Below are 22,399 nucleotides of genomic sequence, written 5' to 3' on the forward strand. Positions count from 1 at the left end.
GCACCGCTGAAATCGATGTTGCCTGTGATCACTGCAGCGTCGTCGACATTGGCCAGGGTAATGCTGACCACCTGGGTCGTGATGCCGCCCAGGTCATCGGTTACGGTGACGGTAAAGGCATCGCTGCCGAACCAGTCGCTGTCCGTCGGCGTGAATGTCCAGGCCCCGGTTTCAGCGTCAATCGCTGCTGTCCCCTTGCTGGCAGCAGAGCTAACCGTGAAGTAGCTGCTGTCGGTCAGACCGTCAACGTCGCTGGCATCAAGATCACCTGCCACGGAATCGCCCTCATTGCCTGAGTAGCTGATATCTCCGGTTATGCCTGCTGCATCGTCTACAGCATTAACTATAATACTGCTACTGGCCGTCGCTGTGCTCACAGAACTGGAACCGCCTAAACCGGTGCCGGTGTAGGCGATGTCAACGTTGTCAAAGTTGATATGCTGAGTTGTCCCAGCAAGGCCTTGAACGATGCGGAAACGCAGCTGCATATCAGCCGTCAGGGTAGTGAAACTTTCCAGGTTATAGCTCTTGCTGCCTCCATTGGTGATCCCAGAATCCTGAACCCTATCCAGTTCCGTCCATGTGCTGCCACCGTCACTGGATATCTCAAATGCGACAATATCCGTACCACCTTCTGAAAATCCGTCATAGTCAAAGGTCAGGATGGCGGTTGTGGCGCTCGACAGATCAACTGAGCGGCTGACATTTTCCTTTTCCCCGCCGTCAAGGCTATCGACTCGCAACATACCGTTCTCGATGCGCACGTTACCGCTTGCCGCCAGGTCGTTGTCGTTATATTCTACCCAGTCCGAGGTCCACACCGCAGTGCCGTCATTGTTGCTGTAGGAGACCGAGTCGAACTGATCGCGGACGTTGGCCGAGCCTGTGATATCCACACTGTCTCCACTGACGCCGCTGGTCTGATCCCAGGCGTGGAAGGTGATACCGTCGGTCACGCTCCCATTCCAGTTGGAATCAGGCACGAAACGAACGAAGGTATCCGCATTAGCTGCCAGAAGCAGGGCATCGGTTACAGTCGGCGTCCCAAAGGAGGTCCAGCTGGTACCGCTGTCGGTCGAGAATTCCCAGCTGCCATTGGTGTTGTCAACATCGACCACGGCTATACCGGCCAGTGCACCCGGATCCGTATCAGTGACCCACCCTGTAATCAGATCAGAGACGAGTGTGCCGCTATTTTCCGTCATATCCTCGTCGATTGCGGTAAGATCATTGGCCCCCGTGATCACAGGGGCGGCGTTGACGTCATTAATAATGATTGTCTTGGCGACCACTATGCTTGAACCGCCATCGCCGTCGGTGAGCGAGAACTCGACCGAACGCTGTGTGGTTGAGGGATCGGTTGAGATATTCTCGAAAGTGACGTTGCGCATCACTGCCTCGACAGAGGCACCATCGGCATTCGAATTGAACAGCACCGTAAGCGGATCACTACCATCGGTTCCGCCGGCAAAGGTACCTATGTCGATCCCACCATAGGTCACCGTTGTTCCACTGATTCCGACTTGACCCGCTGCGACGCCCTCATTGCGAACCGCAAGACGATCATCGATGGAACCGGTGGTACTCAGATCTACCCGAAGCAATCCACCCGAGAAGTTGAGCGAATCAGGATCGGTCAACACAGCAGCAGGGTCGATGAGCGTCGCCGGATCCGACTCGGTGTAGCTGATACTGCCTACAGCCAAAGTGATCATGGGATCGACATTATTGACGGCACTGATCTCTTCGATGATCGCAAGACTGCGGATTTTTTTCTGATTGTTGTTCAGGCCGACATCGCCCCCGTCAAACAACAGTGTCGCATCCGCCGCCGTGGTCCCTGACGATCCCATGGTGGTCGATGTCACCGTGAGGTAGAAAATCTCGTCTTCGTCGATAAAGATGGAATTATCACCAACCCCGACCTGGCCACCGGCCAGGGTCGTCACAATCGATCCGGCCGGGACCATGGCGCCGTCCAGGTAGAGGTCTTCGCTGATTACCATCACGCCGACGAAATTGTTGTAACTGACTCCGATGTCCACACTGCTGATCAGGGTCGAGACGGTCCCTGTGGTGGTGCCTGCACCGACATCATCCGCGGAAAAATGGTAGATGCTGCTCTCTTCGGCGATGCTTTCCTGGGTAAAAAGAAACGTCCCTGCCTGGAGCGTGACATCACCAATCAGCACATCGTTTTCTATGAGGGTAACACCCGTTGTTTTTGCTGTACCCGGCTGGTCAAGCAGGTGAATAAAGATGCCTGAGGAGTAGTCGTCTACAGCATTGGGACGAAAGACAATGACATCACCGCCATTGATGGCCAGGCTGTTGGTACTGGTCATGGTGTCATTGAGATCAGAAACAAACAACAGATCGCCGCGCTGCAGATCCACGCTGCTTGCACCGCCTACCGTGATATCGTTGCTGACAAAATGCAGACCGTTAATGGTCATGTCGGTGCTCGCGGCGAATGCCTCAAGATCCATGTAGGGCAGTATACTGCCGTCCGAGCCTACCGGTTCAAAAGACAGGTTCGGGTCGCCGATCCCCAGGACCTCACCGGCGTCCCAGTCTGCAATACCCGGCACCTTGCTGTTGCTCACATCGGACTGGGTGGTGAAAAGAATCCTGATTTCACGCGGCTGCACGGTTAAGGTTGCGGTTCCCTGGGCGATACCACCCTTGTCATCCTGGACCTCATAGACAAAGGAATCTGTGCCGTTGAAGTTATTGTTCGCCGTATAGGTAAAGGTTCCGTCACCATTCAGTTCCAGGCTGCCGTTGGCTGGCCCGGTCACAGGCGTTGTCTTAACCGACAGGGTATCTCCGTCAGGATCGGTATCATTGAGGAGCAGATCGTTCAATCCCAATTCGGCTGTAAAGGGAATACCCTCCACTGCTGTAAAACTTTCATCAACAGTAACAGGAGCCTCATTGACGTCTATGACGTTGACGGTGAAGCTTTCATCGTATGTCAAATCGCCGGAATCTGTGACCCGGATGGTAATGTTGTGTGAAGCTGCGGTTTCATAATCGAGAAGATCTCTGTTGGACAACGCAAGCTGTCCGGTTGCACTGTCTATTGCAAAACACCCGTCCGCACTGTCAACCAACGTATATTCAAAAATTTCATCACTGTCCGGATCAAGAGCAGCAACGCTTCCGACAACCGTCCCATTGGCAGCATCTTCTGCTATACGAAGCGTGAGCTCTGGAGTACTGGGAGTAAACCCGGCAACGTGCTGCTCGGTAAGATTGTTGCTACTCACTGTTTCCGTTACGATACCAGCCGTGGATAGATCGTTAAACGTCCAGTTCGCGATCATTCCGGATTCGGTATTCGACAAGGTCTGGTTAAAGTTATTTTCCACTTCGTTGGCAGTGCGGATATCGCTGAATATACGGATATCGTACAAAGAACCCGAGAAGACATCGATTGTTTTGAAACCACCGAGCACCGAGTCCTGGTCCTGACCAAAAACCAGTTGACCGCCGCCCGTTACGGGCTGATCCTGCTGATAACCGGTGAATGACTCGACCTGCTGCCCATCAATGTAAAACACCACCCCACCATTTGATGCATCCCAACTTACGGCCACATGATGCTTTTCTCCGTCAAAAAGTTGGGTATAGCTGCCGGTAGTGCTTTGAAGGTATGAGCCATTTGAATGTTCTCCAAACCAAATACGGCCATCATGTTTGAGAAAAAGCGCCAACTCTTCATCATTCGTCCCGGCTGCGTAAGATAACAGCGGAGAAAGGTCTGCTCCGGGTGTGTCTATCGAAAACGAAGCCTCAATGGTCAGGGCGGTTAATCCACCAAGCAGCCCAGAGCCGTCATCTGCAACAAAATACACATCGTTCCCACCATCAGTATTCAATTTCAATCCACCATCGGTGGTTGCAGTTACTTGCAAATCCACCGGGGCTTGGTTGGAGGCTGTGACTGTGATAGTTGTTGTCGCAATGTTGGCCAGGTTGGCATCGCTGTCATACGCTGAAAAGGTGAGTACCCGCTCAGTGGTGTCAGGACTCGGTGCCGTGTTGTTATAGCTGACGGTGCGTAAGACCTGTTCATAGTGGGCAATGGTATCCTCACCAGTAAGCCGCAGGACCGCCCCGTCAAGAAGAGCCGAGATGGTGGTCCCGGTGGTGTCCGCCGCGAGAATTTCGCTGGCACCATCCAGTGGATTGGTGATTTCGATTTGGCAGCCACCCAGATTCACACTGTCCAGGTCAGTTATAGCGAGATCGCTGTCAACAATGGCCACTGAGCCGCCGCCGACAGTCCAGATTGTGGCAAAATTCGCCCCGCCTGCTCCGGAACTGTTGTTGGCATCAAGGTCTACAACCGGTGCCTGCGAATTGCCGACTGCAATCTGGATGGTATCGGTATCGCTTAGGGCGTCACCAGAGCCTGTGTTACCCAGGTCATTGGTGGCCAAGGTGATGCTGGCATACCCGTTGTATCCGCTCTCAGGGGTGAAAACCAATCCATCCAGCGCTGTGTTTATCTCGGCAATGGTGCCTGTCAAGGTCATCGTGGTGTCATCCGTTCCGTCCCCGATCGTAAAGTTTAGGCTGCCGTTGCCACTGCCAAAGGTGCTCAGGAAGACGCCGTCCGTATCGCCTGTCCCCACCCCGCTGTACACTACGGCATAGCCGCCGGTAGGATTGACGGCGATGTCGCCGTTGGTCTGACTGCCGGTTATGCTCTCGCTGACCTGGGTAACCACTGAAGTGGGAGTACCGGTAGAATCGAACTCGCGAACAAACACGCCTGTTCCATCGCCGTCATCAGGCACTGTCCAGCTTACCGCAAAATCTCCGGATGCATCGACTGCAACCCGTGGCGCCGTATACACACCGTTTCCAGTGTTGTCCGCGACAAGGAAATCTCCGCCTAACGATGCGCCTGTAGCATCGTAGCTCCGACCCCAGATGTCATTGGTGCCCTGCCACACGACGACGAACTGGCCGCTGCTGTTCATGTCAACCGATTGGACAAATCCGCCGGTATAACTCTGGTTAATGCGGAACTCGGTTCCTACTTTATTGCCACTGGCATCAAAACGTTGACCGTAGGGGGTGTAGGTGTTGGCGGAAACCTGCTCATAACTCTGCCAGACGATGACAACATTACCAGCGTCGTCCATACCTGCCGAGCCGATGATCTGCTTGCCGCTGGTAAAGGTGTTGGCCAAGGTTTCACCGCCCTGGGCGACACCGTCACTGTTATACCGCTGGAAAAAAATGCCGTCCGCATCGCCGGTCCCGTTGCCTTCCCACACAACAACGAATTCACCGGAGGCATTCATGGCCAGATCTGGCCGCGTCTGGTCACCGGTGGTGAGTGTGTTGACCTGAAACTCGGTGTTCAAAGGAGTTCCGGATGAATCGTAGTGGCGACCGTAGACACCCCAAGTGCCGCTTTTATCCTGCGATAAGGATTTCCAGACCACCACGAAATTGCCGGACGCATCCATGGCAACATGTGGAGTTTGTTCGTCATAGGCCGCCTGGCTGACGAGAATTTCGCTGCCCACGGTGTTACCGATGGAGTCAACGCGCTGGGCGTAGATGTCGAAGCCCGTACCAGTGTCATGCTGCCACACCACCACCGAGCTGCCATCACCGGTATAGGCGATGTCAGCCGAAGATTGAATTCCGCCGGTGGTTGTATTCACCAGGGCTTCGTTGGTGCCTAAGTTGAGGCTCAGCGTACCGTTGGTAGCTGACAGGGTAACCTCGACGTCGTTTGCGCCGGCATCGTCACTGATGCTGATGGCATTCCCACTCGCAGACGACAAGAGCAGCGTCGTGTCTTGGGCGATGGTTTGCGTACCGGGCACCGTGTGGACCGGAGCACTGTTAATGCCATTGATGGTGAGCGTTGTCGTAGCCAGGTTGCTGTTTCCGTTACCGTCAGTAGCCACGAAGGTGATCTCGCGGGCACTGGTGTCAGATACGGTCGAGGTGTTGTCGTAGCTGATCGTCCGCAACACTTGCTGGTAGTTGGCTATGGTGTCTGGATTGAAGAGTGTAAGGATGTTGTTGTCGGCGTCGTAGCTGGCGGAGATGCTGGTGCCGGTAGTGTCGGCGGCCAGGAGCTCGGCAGCTCCGTCTGCTGGGTTGCTGATGGTGACGGTCAATGATTCCAGATGGGTGCTGTCGGCGTCGGTCAGCGCGGCGTCCAGGGCGTCCGTGATGCCCACCGGGCCATTACCCTCAATCCAGGCTGCTGCGAAATCGGCGCTCGTTGCTCCGGAGCTGTCGTCGCTATCCAGGTCGATTGCCGGTGGCGCGGAGCTGAGGAACTTGACCACGAAAGCGTCGGTGCTGCCGCCTGCTACGACGATGTTCGGGCTGGAGACATTGTCAAAGGTCACGTTTGTCGTTGTCCCTGCAATATAGATGTTTTCAGCGCTGTCCAACACGATACTGTTGCCGCTATCCGAGCCCATCCCGCCAATGTAGCTGGCGTAGTCGAGGTTAGCCCCGGCCGGGTCGAAGATCATGAGAAAGGCTTCATCGATGCTAGCATTGATCGTGCTGTCAAAGGCATCTCCTGTGGCGGTCAGAGCGGAGCTGGTCGTTCCGGTGACATGGGCTCGCCCGGAGCTGTCGACAGCGACCTCCTCGGCAGAATCGTCCTGGTCCCCCCCCAGGTAGGTTGCGTAAATTTGCGAATCCGCGCCGGATTGAGTGGGGTCGAGCTTCATCAAGAAGCCTTCGTAGCCGCCTGACAGGGTTGTCTGGTTGGCACCGGCTGTGGCCATCCCCGACGAGTTGGATTGGCCTACCAGGTAAAGGTTGTTGTTTCCATCCAGGGTGAGGCCCTTGACGTAATCGACCGCTGTTCCGCCGACGTAGGTCGAGTAAAGGATCGAGCTGGCTGTGGGGTTGAGTTTGGTGACAAAACCTTCCGTGCCGTTGCCGGTGGTGCGGAAACCATTGCTGGTCGCGAAGTCGGTCGAAGTGGTCCAGCCGCCGACGTAGGCGTTGCCCGAGGCGTCGACGGCAATGTCGGTTGCAGAGTCACTGCCGTCGCCGCCCAGGTAGGTCGCATATACCAGCGATCCGGTTCCGGAGAGGGTGGGATTGAACTTGGCGATAAAGGCTTCACTCGCGCCAGCAAAACTGCTGTCTACGACCCCGGAGGTGTCGGGAAACTTGTTGGCAGGAGTGTCTGTCTGACCTGTGATGTAGGCGTTGCCAGAAGGGTCGAGGGCAATGCCGTAACCCGTATCAGCGTCCCCGGTTCCCCCGAAATAGCTTGAGTAGAGCAGGGTGTCGCCCGCAGCGTTGAGCTTGGCGACAAAGGCGTCCTGAGCCCCGCCCAGGGCGCTAGCAGCTCCGCCGACAATCGCCAGATCAGCCGACTGGGTAGATCCTGAGAGGTAGACATTGCCGGACGAGTCAACCGCTATCGCATGGCTTTGATCATTGGAGGTGCCGCCAAGGTAGGTCGAGTAGAGGGTCGAACTACCGTCAGCCGACAGCTTGATGACAAAGACGTCCTGGTCGCTGCTCGCCTTGACCGCGCCGGTGCCGACCTCCGTACCCGGGAAATCGGTGGAGGTGGTGTGACCTGTAAGATAGATATTGCCGCTGGCATCGACCGCAATATCGGTGGCCTCATCGACCCCGGTGCCACCGAGGAAGGTGGCGTAATCCAGAATCGGGTCGATAACCAGTTCACGAGCGGCATCATATGCGCCCAGTTGGAAACCGATCGTTCCGTCGTCATGAACGCAATAGCTGCTGGCAACCTCTTCGCGGACACCGGCATCATTATATTGGTAGGAAACCGGGGCCTTGAAACTGATACTGTTTTCACCGGAGAGGGTGATGACCAGCTCGCCCTCTGCGTTGACGGTAATGGCTTCGGCGCCTTCAAAGTTCAACTGAATGTCTGAACTCTCTGCCCCGGCAGCGACGACAAAATCGTACTCAAGCTGTCGCTGGTTGCCGTAATAGCGCAGGTCAATTCCGTTATAGACCTCTTCGTATAGTACGCTGCCGAACTGCTCGACACCGGTCTGCCAGTTGGAGGAGTCACTGCCAAGGAGGTAATTGGAGCGGCTTGCCAGAACCGTTTCGCCCTGGGGGGAGACGGCGGGGCTTGCACCAACGACATTGAGGCGTACAACATGGCTGCTGTCTTGGCCGTCGAAGAGCAGAACAGCGTCAGCGTTGCTCAGAAAGACGGTGTAGCCGCTGCCCCGGGCGAGAAAATCAACCGCCTCATCAGTCTGGCCGTCATTCTCTTCAAAGGCAAGCGGGGAGGAGAGGTAACTGGCTTCCAGTGACGGCCTGTCAAGGGTATGCTGCCAATCACTGGCCGGATCGCCAGCTGTAAGGGCAGCGCTCTCTACGCTGCCATACCGTTTTTCAAGCTCCCAGTCCCCGCCCAGGAATTCGTGTCCGCTGACGTCATCGGAGGCGGCAACATCGCCACCAATAATCTCCGACAAGGTAGCCAGAAGGGCTTCCCCTTCGCCAGAGCCGGCAATGTTACTCCCGTAAAAAAGGATATCGCCGTCTTCATTCAGGGCATCACCCCAGGCGGAGAGCGTATCCCTGTTTTCCTGCAGGCTGGCGCTATCCAGCCAGGTACTGCCCATATTGATCTGACCATCGCTGCCATCGGAGATAAAGTGAATGGCATCGAGGTCTTGGTGCGCCTCCAGGACTTGGGTTACCTGGAATACACCGTCAACTTCCTCATCAAGAACCACCACCTCAAAGACAGGGTCACTGTCTCCTGGCTCCAGCAGCTCATCCACAAGGTGCTGCTTATCCGGGACATCTCCGTTGACAATGACGAGTTCGGTGGGTGCTGCTGTTTCGCTCGCCTGTTCTGTTGTTGCCGCAACCTCGGTCCCATCTGCCTGCTCCGTGACAATGAATACCCCGTCTACCTCGCCGCTCCCATCACCAGATGCCGCCATCTCATCCTCGGTCGCGGCTGTCGGGTCTGCTGCAGCGGGTTCGGCCTCGACTGTTTCTGCGGCACCAGCTGGTTCCTCTTCTGAAATTATTTCTGCCGGCAACTCCACTGCGATGGTTTCGATCTCGGCTATGGCCTCGATCTCGGCGACGATGACCGGTTCTTCTTCAAGTACCTGTTCCGCCGGTTCCACGGCAAGGGCTTCGGCTCCATCAGCGGAAAAGAGCAGGCGGGGTTCCAGTTCTTCACAGATCAGGGTATTGGTCGGTCGAGTTCGCTTTTTCATGGCTCTCTCTTCTAAGGTCCAGGGCAAAAAGTTTACTTCATCCAGATGGTCTCCCGGTTACTGCACCATCGTTGTCAGCAGAGCTTGCTGCTGCGCATCGATGGCGACCGTGTCTGTGTTTAAGGCCGGTTCAGGAGTTCCTGGTGCAGTAGTTGCCACATCCTCGACAAAGCGCACCGAACATTTAAGACCGCCAGGGAGACGATAGTCAGGATTGGGCAACTCCAACCGCACCCCAAAGGTACCGCTGGCCGCATCGATGACCCGGTCAACAATGGTCACGGTGGAGGTGTAACTTCCCTCGCCTTGGGATTCCGGGGTGACCTCGGCCTGCATGCCCGGTTTAATTCTACGAAACAACTCCGCAGGAAGAATCATCTCCACTCGGAGGGGATCCATCTGGGCTACCCTGACCAAAGGTTGACTGTCGACAAACTCACCTGGTGCAACGAAGCGTTCCACCACGATGCCGGAAATCGGGCTATTGATAGTCCGCCGTGCCAGCATGGCCTGGGCACGTTCCAGGTCCATCTTGGCTAGAATCCTGTTTTCCTGTGCCTTTTTGAGGCGTGCCAAAGCCAGAGACACCTCGGTATCGGCCTCATCTCGTTTTTCTGCTGAAATAGCCTCACTCCGGTACAGTTTATCGACACGTGCAAACATACGCCTGGCAAAGGCAAGGCGCTCTCTCTGCACCTCTATTTCTCCCTCTACAGTGGCCAGGGCCTGGGCCCGCTCGACCACTGCTGTTTCCACAGAAGACTCCAGCAACACCAGAGCTTCTCCCTTGGTGACCAGGGTGCTCCTCTGGACATTGACCTGGGCGACAATCCCCTCTACCGGGGTGCCGACATTGACCAGTTGGCTGGGTTCGATCAGCCCTTCGTATTCAATGGATTTTTCAACGGTTGCTGAATGGGCAGCAGGCAAGCAGAGGATCAGGGAGAGAATGGCGGAATGGAAGAGATGATGATTCATGGATACCAACCTCCTGTTGTGCTAGCATTAGTATCTGCCTTGCCCGGAGTGGTATGTCTGGTCTCAATCAAAAAAAGCCGGACTACCCCGTTAACAAGGCAACCCGGCTGTCCTGCTGTAGGACCCGTGGCTTTCCGTCCCCGCCTTACGACGGGTTTGGCTTTGTCTTTTTTTGACTTACGTATGCGAGAACTTTCTACATCACCAGTGGCCTACTCAGCCATATTGAGTGGTCACATCCTAGATGCAGCAAGAAAGCAGCCAAAACTAAAGAAAAACAAAAAACACCCAACAACAAGAAATTAGGATTCCCTCCAGGACAAGGGGGTATACTGACTTACAATTACGAGCCACCAGCTACCATTTCGTAATCAAACCGATACCAGAAAGGGTAAAGGGCTCCAGGTGAAGTGTATGTCCGCTGCGGCCGGTTAAAAAACAGCTTCAATGGGCAGAGAATCCGCTTAAAAACTGAGAAAAACTGTTAGGGGATGGAGCCAACTCGCCATGAAGGCGGGTACAAAAAGCAAACACAGCAAACCTGCGGATGCGACTGAAAACGTACCCGCAGAAAAGAGGGATGTGAACGAAACGGAAGGGCCAGAAAACAAAAAACCCGCTCACCATTGCTGGTTGCGGGTTTCAGGTCCAGGATGGATCATCCTGGATATATAACTGGTGCCGAAGGCGAGAGTCGAACTCGCACGACCGTGGGCCACTACCCCCTCAAGATAGCGTGTCTACCAATTCCACCACTTCGGCACAAGATTTTTACTGTACGTTTTCCTCCGCAGGAGCCGTTGCTTCCCCTTCAGCCTGTTTCTCAGGCATGGGGATGGTAACCTGCTCCGTTGACAGAGGTGCGGCCTCTTGCTCCACAGCAACCGGCAGATCGGTCATTACCGAGCTGGTGCTCTTGTTCATGGAGATATAGGCCAGAGACACTGAAGTTCCCATGAAGACGACGGCCGCCAAGGTGGTGATCTTGTTCAACAGAGGAAGAGGACCCTCTGTACCGAACAGGGACTGGTTCGAGCCACCAAAGGTTGCACCGACATCCGCTCCCTTGCCGTGCTGCAAGAGCACGATTCCGATCAGAAAGAAGCAGACGATGATATGGGTAATTATTAATAGTGTCGTCATTTAAAATTGATAATTCGAGCAAAAGACTCAAATTTCAGTGCTGCACCGCCCACAAGCGCGCCGTCAATATCGGCCTGCGCCATCAGGGCATCAACGTTGTCTGGTTTAACCGAACCACCATACACTATCCGTACAGCCTCGGCAACCTTTTTTTCATATTTTTGAAGCAAAAGTTGACGAATATAACCATGAACTTCCTGGGCCTGCTCCTTGGAGGCGGTCTTGCCGGTGCCGATGGCCCAGACCGGTTCATAGGCGATCACCATCCGGGCCACCATCTCTGCCGTACAGTCAGCCAAGCCGGCGGAAAGTTGGCCCTCCAGAACCTTGAAGGTCTGCTCTGCCTCGCGCTGTTCCAGGGTCTCGCCGATACAGAAGACCGGGATAATGCCACCGGCCAGGGCGCCATGGATGCGCCGATTGATCATGGCGTCATCCTCGCCAAAGATCTGGCGACGCTCGGAATGACCGATGATAGCCATGGCCACGCCCACATCCCTGAGCATGGGAGCCGAAACCTCCCCGGTAAAGGCTCCCTCCTCGGCCCAGGCGACATTCTGGGCCGCAAGGAAGGTCTTGGAGTCACTGATAGCCTTATGAACAGCATCCAGGGCAATAAAGGCCGGAGCGAGCATCACCTCCCGATCCTGGTGCTTATCGGCCTCAGCAGCAAGGCCTCTAGCCAACTCAACGGCCTGAGCCACGCTCAGGTGCATCTTCCAGTTGCCGGCAATCAACGGTTTTCTTGACATAGATTACTCCTTAAGATCAAACAAAAAAAATCGCTACAGTACTGCATCTAAGCCAGGGCCGCCACTCCGGGCAGCTCTTTGCCCTCCATCAGCATCAGGAAGGCGCCTCCGCCGGTGGACATATAGGAGATATTAGCCGCCTCGCCTGAGAGCTTGATAGCGGCATTGGAGTCTCCCCCGCCGGTGACGCTGAGGGCGTGGGAGGCGGCCACGCAGTGGGCAATGGCGGTGGTACCCCGGGAAAAGGCATCCATCTCAAAGGCGCCCATTGGTCCGTTCCAGACGATGGTCTTGGCATCTGCCAGGACCTCCTGAAAACAGAGCACCGAGGCCGGCCCGATGTCCAGGGCCATCCAACCGGGAGGAATATCCTGGATGGTCACCTGCTTGGCCACCGCATCCGGGGCAAAACGCTCCGCCGCAACCACATCAACGGGCAGGTAGACCTTGACCTGCTGACGCCGGGCCTCCTGAAGCAAGCGGTCGGCACTCTCCAGGAGATCCTCCTCCACCTTGGAGGCACCGACCTCATAGCCCTGGCTCTTCAAGAAGGTGTTGGCCATGGCCCCGCCCAGGATCAGGCGGTCCACCCGGGCCAGCATGTTTTCCAGGGCCTCCAGCTTACCCGAGACCTTGGCGCCGCCGACGATGGCCACCAGGGGGCGCTGGGGCTGATCACAGGAACGTTTAAAGTAGGCCAACTCCTTCTCCAGCAGGAGGCCGGCCGCCTTGGCCGTCATCAGCTTGGGAATACCCACCACCGAAGCGTGTGCCCGGTGGGAGACCGCAAAGGCATCGTTGACATAGAGCTCGGCCAGACTCGCCAGCTGGGCGGCAAAGTCGGGGTCGTTGTCCACCTCCTGTTGGTAATAGCGCAGATTCTCCAGCATCACCACCTCTCCGGGAGCCATGGCAGCCACCACGGCCTCGGCCTCGGGCCCGATGCAGTCCGGGGCCATGGTCACCGGCAGATCCAGCAGGGCGGCAAGATATTCGGCCACCGGGGCCAGGGAGTATTTAGGAATCTTCTCGCCCTTGGGCCGTCCCATGTGGGTGCAGATGATCACCTTGGCCTGGCGTTCCAGGAGCAGCTTGATCGTAGGCAGGGCCGTCTGGATGCGCAGATCATCAGCCACCTCTCCGGCCTCGGTCATGGGAACGTTAAAGTCCACCCGAACCAGTACTCTCTTTCCGCTCACCTCGAGTTCAACAAGGGTCTTCACGATTATTCTCCTTAATCACAGCTTAATCACAGCTAATTCTTTGGCCATCACTACGGCATCTTCCTGCGGGCAGCTATAGTAGGCCGGCCGGAGGCCGCACTCCTCAAAGCCCTCTCCCCGGTACAACTTCCGGGCGGCTCGATTGGAGGCGCGGACTTCAAGGAAACAGACCTCTCTACCAGCGGCTGCCAACAGCTGCAACCCCTGTTTGAGCAGGATGTGTCCCAGGCCCAGCCCACGCCGAGCCCGACAGACCACGATCCGGAACAACTCTGCCTCCGGCCCACAGCTGCGAAAGAAGGCATAGCCCGCCAACTGGCCACCATGGTCGAGACCAAGTTGGAGCCCAGCGGCCGCGTCAAACTCCGCTGCCAACTGCGCCCGGCTCCAGCCAGGCAGCATGTTCTCCTGTTCCAGGGCAACCAGGGCGTCCAGATCCGCCAGAGAGAGCGGCCGGACACTCACACCATCTTTTCTGCAACCGAGACGGTCAGGTCACCGAGCATGTTGGTATAGCTGCCCAACTCGTTGTCGTACCAGCCATAGATCACCGACTGGGTGACCGGCACCTGGAGCACCGGCGGTACCACGCCCTCATCAAAGGCCACCCCTTTAACATGCTGGAGGTTGACGTTGATGGAGGCGGTCCGGGTATGGATCTCGCTGGACTCGATCACCGCAGCGGCCTGGGGCATGCCGATGATATCCGAGGAGACATTCTGGTCCGTGGAGTGGATCAGGTAGGGGGTGTTGGCTGCATAATCGCGATAGATGGAGTTGATCAGATCGCGCTTGATGGGTTGTTCCAACTCATCCTGGAAGTTGAGCACCAGCACGATCAGGGAACCGGTGGAGGTGGGGATACGCACCGACTCGGCGATAAAGCCGATGTTTTTCATCTCCGGAATGACCAGCCCCAGGGCCTTGGCTGCACCGGTGGTGGTCAGGATGATGTTGTTGAAGATGGAGCGATTTTTCCTCAGATCGGTGGCTCCGGCAGCGGGCATCCGATCCAGGACCTGCTGACTGCCAGTGGCGGCATGGACCGTGACCATGGAGGCGGAGAGGATCCGATCGGCCCCAAAGTGATCCAGCAGGGGCTTCATCATGTAGGAGAGACAGGTGGTGGTACAGGAGGCTGCCGAGATCACACTGTGCTTGCCGGGATCATAGTCATCATCATTGATCCCCATCACCGTGGTGATGGCATCCTCGGGCATCTCCAGTCCCTTGGCCTTGATCTTGAAAGGTGCAGAGAGCATCACCTTTTCCGCACCAGCCTGAAGGTGACCCCGAATGGCGCCTCGGCCCTCGGCCGGATCTGCGGTGGGATCCTTGAAGACCCCGGTGGTATCCACCACCAGCCGAACCTGGTTGCCCTGCCAGTCGATGTCCTTGGGGTTACGGGCCTCACGCAGGATGGTCACCGGCACGCCGTTGACGGTCATGGTACCGGCGGCATCATTCAGATTTTCAATGACCCGGCCACCCCTGTGGCCATGGAGGTACATACTCAGGCGACCGTAGCTGGAATCTTTTTCAATGGAAGCGGCGATGTCTTCCAGGCCGGAGCCGACATTTCGGCCCAGATTTACTACGACTTCACTAAAATGCTGCCGTGACACATGGTGCCACAGTGATAACTTTCCAATCCGACCAAGGCCATTGAGTCCGAGCTTCATCAGCGTACTTTCCCCTCTGGTTGATTTCAAATATGGTAAGGAGGCTCCCCTTACGATGCCCCCACCCTCACAGGGCGTCTTCCATAATTCCGGGTTAAATTTTGGGACAAACTATAGTCCAAAACCGGCTCCAACGAAAGAATTACCTGATAAAAGCCCGCTTCTTTGCCTGAAATATCTCCAGCCAGCTCCAGGAACCGTTCCTATTATTAGACTTGCCTTCGCCCTCTGGGCCTTGTACAAACGAGCATACCTCCGTCCCAACAGACCCTGAACCCAAGGTACGCCATGCAGCTTCCTCCCAGACGATCAGCAGCCATTTTGCTCAAACGCTACAAACGTTTCCTGGCCGATGTCCGCCTTGCAGACGGCAGAGAACTCACCATCCACTGTCCAAACAGCGGCTCCATGCGGGGCTGCTCCGCCCCGGGCAGCCCCGTGATCATCTCCCACTCGGACAATCCCCGCCGAAAATACGCCTGGACCCTGGAAATGATCCAGGTGGACAACAGCTGGATCGGGGTTAACACCTCCCTGACCAACCGGCTGGTCCACGAGGCCCTGGCAAACGGCACCATCGACGATTTCGGAACGCTTAAGAGTATCAGGGCAGAGGTGAAGGTCTCGACAAAGAGTCGACTGGACTTCCTGCTTGAGGGGGACAGGGGACAGAGCTACCTGGAGGTGAAAAACTGTTCCCTGGCCGAAGAAGGGCTGGCGCTCTTTCCGGATGCGGTCACGGCGCGGGGCACCAGGCACCTGGAAGAGCTGATCACCCTGGTGGGCAGCGGATATGGGGCCGCGGTACTGTTCTGCATCCAGCGGCAGGACGCAGAAGCCTTTGCTCCGGCAGCAGCCATCGACCCCCTCTATGCCGCCACCCTGAGCAGGGCGGCCCAGGCAGGGGTACGGGTCCTGGCCTACCAGGCCCGGGTCGAGCCCGAGGAAATCTCCATCGTCCGGCACCTGCCGGTCAACCTGGTCGAGGGCCCCAGCCAAAAGAGGCTGCCTTGAAAAATTGCTTTTTCTTCCCGTCTCTGCGTTATGTCGAAATTTTTGCCCTCGGAATATCGACTATATGCCTGCGGCAATTTTTTTCATGCCTTGATCTTGATCGAAAAATCTTATTTTTCAAAGTACCCATAAGCGTATACCGGCTCATCCGCGGCGGCGCAGCGGAGGCGGGAGCGACTAGCGGGCCTGCCGGGAAAATTTCAGCTCACCAGCCACCATGGTCAGTTGGGCCCGTCCCTCCAGGGTCCGGTCCAGAAAGGGGGTATTATGACTCTTGGAGACGATCGCAGCCGCAGTGTAGACAAAACGGTCGTCCGGCTTGATAATGGTCAGGTCGGCAACCGCTCCCGGACTGAGTGAACCGCCCTCCACCCCGAGGATCCGGGCAGGATTGACGGCCAGGAGTTCCACCAGCCGGGACTCGCTGATCACTCCCTGCCGGACCAACTCCAGGCTCAGAGGCAGGGCGGTTTCCAGACCGATGATCCCAAAGGCGGCCGCATCGAACTCGGTCTCCTTCTCCAGGCTTGAGTGGGGGGCATGGTCGGTGGCAATGGCGTCCAGGGTGCCATCCTGCAGGCCCTGGATAACGGCCTGACGATCCGCCTCGCTGCGCAGGGGGGGATTCATCTTGGCATTGGTCTGGTAGCCGTCCACGGCCTGATCGGTCAGGGTGAAGTAGTGGGGTGCCGTCTCTGCACTCACCGCCACTCCCCTGGCCTTGGCCGCCCGAATCAAATCCACGGACATGGCGGTGCTCACATGGGCGATATGCACCCGCTTGCCGGTAAACTCGGCCAGGGCAATCTCCCGGTAGACCATAATCGACTCTGCAGCCGTGGGGATGCCCTTCAGCCCCAGGCGGGTGGCCACCTCGCCCTCGTTCATCACCCCGCTGGCGAGGGCGGGATCTTCACAGTGGGCGATAACCGCCAGCCCGAAGTCACTGGCATACTCCATGGCTCTGCGCATCAGCTGACTATCGTGGACCGGCAGGCCGTCGTCGGAGACCGCCACGGCTCCGGCATCACGCAGCTCCCCAAATTCGGCGAGCTCCTCCCCCCTGCTGCCCTTACTGATGGCAGCCACCGGATAGACCCGGGCAGCGGCGCCCCTGGCCTGCTGGCGAATCATGGCACAGACCGCACTGGAATCGTTGACCGGCCGGGTATTGGGCATACAGGCCACTGCGGTAAAACCGCCGCTGGCCGCAGCCCTGGCTCCGGAGACAATATCTTCCTTATACTCCTGGCCCGGTTCGCGGAGATGGACGTGCATATCGATCAGGCCGGGGGTGACCAGACAGCCTGCGGCATCGATCACCTCCAGCTGCGCCCTATCCACCTCGCTGTCTGGAGGACAGATCCTGCCGTCGACAATATAGAGATCGCCCTGATCATCCACCTTGTTGGCAGGATCGATCAGTCGACCATTTTTAATCCACCATGATCTATTCATCGGGAGTTCACCTTAATTTGGGTTGGGTCCGAGCAAAGAGGGCCGACAAAGATCAGGATCAGCCATTGCCCATCACCAGATAGAGCAGGGCCATCCGTACGGCCACGCCGTTGGTCACCTGATTGAGGATCACGGACTGGCTGCTGTCGGCCACCTCGGGCATGAGCTCCACCCCCCGGTTGACCGGCCCGGGATGCATCACCAGGGCATCGGGCTTGGCCAGACCCATCAGCTGCTTGGTAACCCCAAACTGTCGGGAATACTCGCGAAACGAGGGCAAGAGGGGATCGTTCTGCCGTTCCTTCTGGATACGCAGGGTCATGACGATATCGGCATCCCGCACCACCTCTTCCAGACTGGTGCAAACCCTTGCCCCCAGCTGTTCCAGCCCCTTGGGGATCAGGGTGGACGGTCCATAGACCTGGACCGAGGAGCCCATCCGGGTAAATCCCTGGATAGCGGAGTGGGCCACCCGACTGTGGAGGATATCGCCGACAATGGCCACCTTAAGATCATGGAGTCGCCCCTTGTGCTCCTTGACCGTCATCATATCCAGAAGCCCCTGGGAGGGATGCTCATGGGCGCCATCTCCGGCATTGATCACCGCTGCGTCCACATAGCGGGCCAGCATATGGGGGGCCCCGGAAAAGGAGTGGCGAATGATGATGATGTCCGGATGCATGGCCGAGATGTTCCTGGCCGTGTCGATCAGGGTCTCCCCCTTGGTAGCGCTGCTGGTGGAGGCGGAGATGTTAAAGGTATCGGCACTCATCCGCTTGGCCGCCACCTCAAAGGAGAGGCGGGTTCGGGTGGAGGGCTCAAAGAAGAGATTGATGATGGTGTGGCCCCGCAGGGTCGGCACCTTCTTGATCGGCCGGGCAGAGATCTCCTTAAAGGACTCGGCGGTATCGAGAATGTAGAGGATATCTTCCCTGGAGAGGTGATCTATCCCCAGGATATGACGATGCGGGAAAAAATAGCCGGTGTTCATGGTCACTCCAGTGCTCAATGAATGATGTCCCCGAATCGACTCCAACGAATGGAAGCGAGACGATCAAGAGAAAAAAGCGGCTTTTGCACATCCCAGGACCAGTAGACCAGAAAGGCCTTGCCCCGCACGGCCTCAAGATCCACAAATCCCCAGAATCGGCCGTCAAAGGAGTTGTCCCGATTGTCCCCCATCACCAGCAACTTACCCGGCGGCACGGTCTTGGGGCCGTAATTGTCCCGTGGGCCGGCCAGGGCAGACAAAACATTGACATCACGAAAGACGCCATGACTATCCACATAGGGCTGACCATTGACAAAGACCTTCTTGTTCCTGATCTCAACGGTATCCCCGGCCACGCCGATCACCCGCTTGATATAATCGAGCTTAGGATCTTTCGGATACTTAAACACTATGATATCATCCTGTTGCGGATCTTTCACCGGCACCAGCACCTTACCACTGAACGGCACCTTTACCCCATAGATAAACTTGTTGACCAAAATGTGGTCCCCGATTTGCAACGTGGGCAACATGGATCCGGATGGGATCTTAAAGGCCTGGACAATGAAAGTCCGGATAAAGAGGGCCAGGATAACGGCAATGACAATTGCTTCCAGGTTCTCTCTGAACCCTGATTTCTTTTTAACGGTCTTTTGATATGCCACAGGAGGTGCCTATATATGATAGATATGGTGGAGGGAGCGGACGTAAATCAGCGCAAAACTACCCCACCGGGGGTGAAAATTCAAGAACGATTTCCCGAACTTCCGCCCACATCTAACAAAGCATAGGATTTCAAGACCTTAGAAAAAAAAGCCCTGCCGGACATGTCGAACGACCACCTGCTATCTAGCTGTTATTTAAACGATAAAGCAAAGGATAAAACTAAGAAAAATAGCTCCTTTACTTGACAAAGCCCCAGCTTTATGGGCTTAATATTATGAGGTGAAGGCGACACACCTGTTTTTACCGTCAAGTCAAGCTTATGCCGTAACCCAACCCAAGAGAACACCATGGCAAAAAAAGAACAGCTCATCACCGGGGTCGATATCGGCTCCCACGCCGTGAAAATCTGCCAGCTCCAGAAGGCCGGCAAAGGCTATAAACTGCTTGCCGTGGGCAGCAGCACCCTTCCCCCCGGGGTGGTCGAGGACGGGGTCCTGCAGGAACCGGAGGTGGTTGGCAAGGTCATCGCTGCACTCTTCAAGAACCTGAAAATCAAAAACCCCAAGGTGGGGATCTCCATCTCAGGATATTCGGTCATCGTCAAGAAGATCAACCTGGAGTACATGAGTGACGAGGAGCTCAGCGAATACATCAGCGCTGAAGCCGAGCAGTATATCCCCTTTGATATCCATGACGTCTATCTCGATTTCCAAAAGCTCCCCAGCTCCAGTCAAGAAAATGACAGAAGCGATATCATGCTGGTGGCCGCCAAGAAGGAGGTCATTGATGATTACCTGCTGATGCTCAAGGAACAGAAGCTCAAGCCGGTGCTGGTGGATGTGGACGGCTTTGCCCTGGAAAATATCTGGGAGGAGATGTCAGGGAATGGGGAGAATATCGCCCTGGTTGATATCGGGGCATCCAAGATGAACATCAACATCATCTCCGAAGGGGTCAGTGTCCTGGCCAGAGACATCGTGGTGGGCAGTAACCAGCTCACCGATCAACTGGTCAATGCCCTGGATATCGAAGAGGAAGAGGCCGAAAAAATTAAACTGGGCATGACATCTGCAGAAGAGCACCAGGAGACGGTGGAAGAGATCTTCACCCAGACCTGCACCCAGTGGGTCCTGGAGATCAAGAAGGCCATCGACCTTTACCAGGCCAACAATCCGGACAAACCGCTCAAGGCCCTGATCCTCAGCGGGGGCGGTGCCAAGGTGAAAGGTTTAACAGCATATATCGGCAGGGAAACAGGATTGGATGTGATCCTGTTCAATCCCTTTGAAGCGATGATCGTGGATGAGAAAAAAATCGATCGTCAATATCTTGACTCAATTGCCCCTGAGATGGCCATTGCCGCCGGCCTGGCCATCCGACAGGCAGCCTTCTAAGCAGCCATGATCTATATCAATCTCTTACCTGTTCGAGAAATCAGGCGACGCAATGCAGCCAAAAGACAGATCTTTAGCCTGGCCGCTGCCCTGCTGGCGCTCCTTGGAATCCTGGCCCTGTTTGCCGTGCTCCAGGCCACAACCATCAGCCAACGTGAAGACAGCCTGAACGACCTGCAGAAAAAAAGGCAGGAGTACAACAAGGAACTCAACAAGATCAAACAGATAGAGCGGGACAAGAAGGTGCTCGAGACCAGGATCAAGGTGATCGACAACCTGAAGAACTCCTCCTCGCTGACCGTGCATGCCCTGGACGAGGTGGCCAACATCACCCCTTCCAAGCGCCTCTGGCTGACCAGCCTCACCCAGAGCGGGACCAGCCTCAAGCTGGCGGGTATAGCCCTGGACAACAGGACCATCGCCAAATATATGGACGACCTCAAGGGTTCTCCCTATATTCAGCAGGTGAGCCTGGCAAGTTCTTCCCTGAAGGCCTTTGCAGGCAGAAATCTGAAGGCTTTTTCTATTTCCTGTTCCGTTGCCGTACCCAAGGCTAAGGCTAAGGCTAAGGCTACTCCACCGAAAACGAAATAATCACAGGCTCGAGCTATGGCTGCTGGTACGATCACGACCCAATTCACGACCTTTGTTGATGAAAAATACATCCCCCTTGAATCCAAGGTCAAGGTTGGCATAGCGGTGGCCCTGTTGGCGCTGCCCCTGGCCCTCTGTTATTTTCTCCTCTTTCAGCCCAACAGTGAAGCCATTGCCGGCCTGGAGCAAAAGATTACCAGGGCGGAGCAGGATCTGGCCAAGGCCAGGAAAGTCGCCAGCGACCTGCCCAGATATCAGAAGGAACTGGAACAGATCCGAGCGAAATTTGACGAGACCGCAGTAATCCTACCCAAGAGCCAGGAGATACCGGAGCTGTTACGAAATATTTCCGACCGCGGCAGGAGTGCGGGGCTGGACTTTCTCTCCTTTAAACCGGGTGCTGAAACGCCCAGGGACTTTTATGCAGAGATCCCCATCGATATCTCCACCAAGGGACCCTATCACAACATGGGTTTTTTCCTGGACCAGGTCAGCAAGCTGGAACGACTGGTCACGGTGAACAACATCAAGATGGGAGCGCCTAAAAAGGAGGGGGGTGAGATGCTGCTCAACTCGACCTGCCGGCTGATCACCTACCGCTTCACCAACACCAAGCTTCCCTCGGAGAAGGACAACAAGGGCAAGAAGAAACGACGATAACAACCTCAGAGAACCCCGACACCATGCAGCTAACAAAAAACGGCATATATACGACCTGCTCGCCGCTCTTCCTGGCCCTGTTGCTCGCTTTTTTCCAGGGTGCCCCCCCCTGTCAGGCCCAGGAGGTGCTTGAGCCTGCCGCCCCCCTGGAGGTGGACTCCAAAGAAACGGTCAAGACCTTCGAATACACCATAGAAGGCCGACCCGATCCGTTCGTCCCCTTTATCTCCCCGAAGGCGACCACTGCCAAGCCTCTGGACCCCAATGAAATCGTTGAAGAGGATGTGGTGCTCAGCGGGATGCAGCTCTTTGAGCCCGGCCAGCTCACCCTGGTGGCCATCATGATGACCGAGGGGACCCCCCTGGCCATGGTGGAAGATGTGACCGGCAAGGGCTATATCCTCCGGCAGGGCATCCTCATCGGCAGAAGGGGGGTGGTCAGCGAGATCCTGCCCACGGCCGTACAGATCACCGAAACAGCCCAAACCAGGGCTGGCAAAAAGGTTTACTCTACGATTACGATGAAATTAAATAAAGAGGGAGACGAATAAACATGTACCATTTTTCTTTCCCAGCCCAAGGACGCCTTGGTGTACGCAGGA

15 protein-coding genes, 1 tRNA gene and 1 riboswitch are annotated in these 22,399 nt (G+C 56.2%); of the genes, 5 read left to right on the forward strand and 11 right to left on the reverse strand.

Annotation, left to right across the window (positions count from 1 at the left end; all coding sequences use genetic code 11):
* From G494_RS24355 to G494_RS0118175, 8 genes are all read right to left on the reverse strand, one after another.
* A partial coding sequence (locus tag G494_RS24355; protein WP_035247523.1) for a DUF7948 domain-containing protein occupies window positions 1-9,242 on the reverse strand: 9,242 nt, incomplete at its 3' end.
* Between the two features lie 57 nt (window positions 9,243-9,299).
* Window positions 9,300-10,220, reverse strand: coding sequence for an efflux RND transporter periplasmic adaptor subunit (locus G494_RS24360; RefSeq protein WP_051305851.1), 921 nt, complete (start codon window positions 10,218-10,220; stop codon window positions 9,300-9,302).
* Between the two features lie 94 nt (window positions 10,221-10,314).
* A riboswitch (cyclic di-GMP riboswitch) is annotated at window positions 10,315-10,391 on the reverse strand.
* Window positions 10,392-10,896: 505 nt separating this feature from the next.
* Window positions 10,897-10,982: transfer RNA gene (locus G494_RS0118150), tRNA-Leu, on the reverse strand.
* 9 nt (window positions 10,983-10,991) lie between these two features.
* On the reverse strand, window positions 10,992-11,363 hold the full coding sequence (gene secG, locus G494_RS0118155) for a preprotein translocase subunit SecG (protein ID WP_028585661.1): 372 nt from the start codon (window positions 11,361-11,363) through the stop codon (window positions 10,992-10,994).
* Complete coding sequence (tpiA, locus tag G494_RS0118160; RefSeq protein ID WP_028585662.1) at window positions 11,360-12,115, reverse strand: triose-phosphate isomerase; 756 nt, start codon at window positions 12,113-12,115, stop codon at window positions 11,360-11,362. The genes secG and tpiA overlap by 4 nt, the downstream gene beginning before the upstream one ends.
* 47 nt (window positions 12,116-12,162) lie before the next feature.
* Entirely contained in the window at window positions 12,163-13,338 is a 1,176-nt protein-coding gene (locus G494_RS0118165) for a phosphoglycerate kinase (RefSeq protein ID WP_153305944.1), read from the reverse strand.
* Between the two features lie 15 nt (window positions 13,339-13,353).
* Complete coding sequence (gene rimI / locus G494_RS24365; RefSeq protein WP_035247526.1) at window positions 13,354-13,803, reverse strand: ribosomal protein S18-alanine N-acetyltransferase; 450 nt, start codon at window positions 13,801-13,803, stop codon at window positions 13,354-13,356.
* On the reverse strand, window positions 13,800-15,020 hold the full coding sequence (locus G494_RS0118175) for a type I glyceraldehyde-3-phosphate dehydrogenase (protein ID WP_028585664.1): 1,221 nt from the start codon (window positions 15,018-15,020) through the stop codon (window positions 13,800-13,802). The genes rimI and G494_RS0118175 overlap by 4 nt, the downstream gene beginning before the upstream one ends.
* A 288-nt stretch (window positions 15,021-15,308) precedes the next feature.
* Here G494_RS0118175 and sfsA point away from each other — a divergent pair, with 288 nt between their 5' ends.
* Window positions 15,309-16,034: a DNA/RNA nuclease SfsA gene (gene sfsA, locus G494_RS0118180; RefSeq protein WP_028585665.1), complete on the forward strand. Its 726-nt coding sequence runs from the start codon at window positions 15,309-15,311 to the stop codon at window positions 16,032-16,034.
* A 177-nt stretch (window positions 16,035-16,211) separates the two neighbouring features.
* Here sfsA and G494_RS0118185 read toward each other — a convergent pair whose 3' ends face one another.
* Genes G494_RS0118185 through lepB form a run of 3 tightly spaced genes read right to left on the reverse strand, consistent with a single transcriptional unit; the run spans window position 16,212 to window position 19,148 of the window.
* Entirely contained in the window at window positions 16,212-17,492 is a 1,281-nt protein-coding gene (locus G494_RS0118185) for a dihydroorotase (RefSeq protein ID WP_028585666.1), read from the reverse strand.
* A gap of 58 nt (window positions 17,493-17,550) precedes the next feature.
* A complete protein-coding gene (locus tag G494_RS0118190) occupies window positions 17,551-18,483 on the reverse strand; it encodes an aspartate carbamoyltransferase catalytic subunit (protein ID WP_028585667.1) in 933 nt (310 codons plus the stop codon).
* A gap of 14 nt (window positions 18,484-18,497) precedes the next feature.
* A complete protein-coding gene (gene lepB / locus G494_RS0118195) occupies window positions 18,498-19,148 on the reverse strand; it encodes a signal peptidase I (protein ID WP_028585668.1) in 651 nt (216 codons plus the stop codon).
* 348 nt (window positions 19,149-19,496) lie between these two features.
* Between lepB and pilM the strand changes: the two genes are divergently transcribed.
* Genes pilM through G494_RS0118215 form a run of 4 tightly spaced genes read left to right on the forward strand, consistent with a single transcriptional unit; the run spans window position 19,497 to window position 22,348 of the window.
* Window positions 19,497-20,543, forward strand: coding sequence for a type IV pilus biogenesis protein PilM (pilM, locus tag G494_RS0118200; protein ID WP_028585669.1), 1,047 nt, complete (start codon window positions 19,497-19,499; stop codon window positions 20,541-20,543).
* Window positions 20,544-20,549: 6 nt separating this feature from the next.
* A complete protein-coding gene (locus G494_RS0118205) occupies window positions 20,550-21,137 on the forward strand; it encodes a PilN domain-containing protein (protein WP_028585670.1) in 588 nt (195 codons plus the stop codon).
* 15 nt (window positions 21,138-21,152) lie between these two features.
* The gene (locus tag G494_RS0118210) at window positions 21,153-21,797 is read left to right on the forward strand and encodes a type IV pilus inner membrane component PilO (protein WP_028585671.1); all 645 of its coding nucleotides are present in this window, start codon (window positions 21,153-21,155) and stop codon (window positions 21,795-21,797) included.
* A gap of 23 nt (window positions 21,798-21,820) precedes the next feature.
* Window positions 21,821-22,348 carry a pilus assembly protein PilP gene (locus tag G494_RS0118215; RefSeq protein ID WP_028585672.1) on the forward strand — a complete coding sequence of 176 codons (528 nt, stop codon included), beginning with the start codon at window positions 21,821-21,823 and terminating at the stop codon, window positions 22,346-22,348.
* Window positions 22,349-22,399: the final 51 nt, after the last annotated feature.

Origin of the sequence: Desulfogranum mediterraneum DSM 13871 (assembly GCF_000429965.1) — a bacterium.
GTDB classification, from domain to species: domain Bacteria; phylum Desulfobacterota; class Desulfobulbia; order Desulfobulbales; family Desulfobulbaceae; genus Desulfogranum; species Desulfogranum mediterraneum.

What these genes read in the sequence shown, in the direction of transcription:
- pilM (WP_028585669.1), top strand. Translation starts at nt 19,497, where the DNA reads ATGGCAAAAAAAGAACAGCTCATCACCGGGGTCGATATCGGCTCCCAC.
- tpiA (WP_028585662.1), bottom strand. Translation starts at nt 12,115, where the DNA reads ATGTCAAGAAAACCGTTGATTGCCGGCAACTGGAAGATGCACCTGAGC.
- G494_RS0118205 (WP_028585670.1), top strand. Translation starts at nt 20,550, where the DNA reads ATGATCTATATCAATCTCTTACCTGTTCGAGAAATCAGGCGACGCAAT.
- G494_RS24360 (WP_051305851.1), bottom strand. Translation starts at nt 10,220, where the DNA reads ATGAATCATCATCTCTTCCATTCCGCCATTCTCTCCCTGATCCTCTGC.
- G494_RS0118215 (WP_028585672.1), top strand. Translation starts at nt 21,821, where the DNA reads ATGCAGCTAACAAAAAACGGCATATATACGACCTGCTCGCCGCTCTTC.
- G494_RS0118210 (WP_028585671.1), top strand. Translation starts at nt 21,153, where the DNA reads ATGGCTGCTGGTACGATCACGACCCAATTCACGACCTTTGTTGATGAA.
- sfsA (WP_028585665.1), top strand. Translation starts at nt 15,309, where the DNA reads ATGCAGCTTCCTCCCAGACGATCAGCAGCCATTTTGCTCAAACGCTAC.
- secG (WP_028585661.1), bottom strand. Translation starts at nt 11,363, where the DNA reads ATGACGACACTATTAATAATTACCCATATCATCGTCTGCTTCTTTCTG.
- G494_RS0118190 (WP_028585667.1), bottom strand. Translation starts at nt 18,483, where the DNA reads ATGAACACCGGCTATTTTTTCCCGCATCGTCATATCCTGGGGATAGAT.
- G494_RS0118185 (WP_028585666.1), bottom strand. Translation starts at nt 17,492, where the DNA reads ATGAATAGATCATGGTGGATTAAAAATGGTCGACTGATCGATCCTGCC.
- G494_RS0118175 (WP_028585664.1), bottom strand. Translation starts at nt 15,020, where the DNA reads ATGAAGCTCGGACTCAATGGCCTTGGTCGGATTGGAAAGTTATCACTG.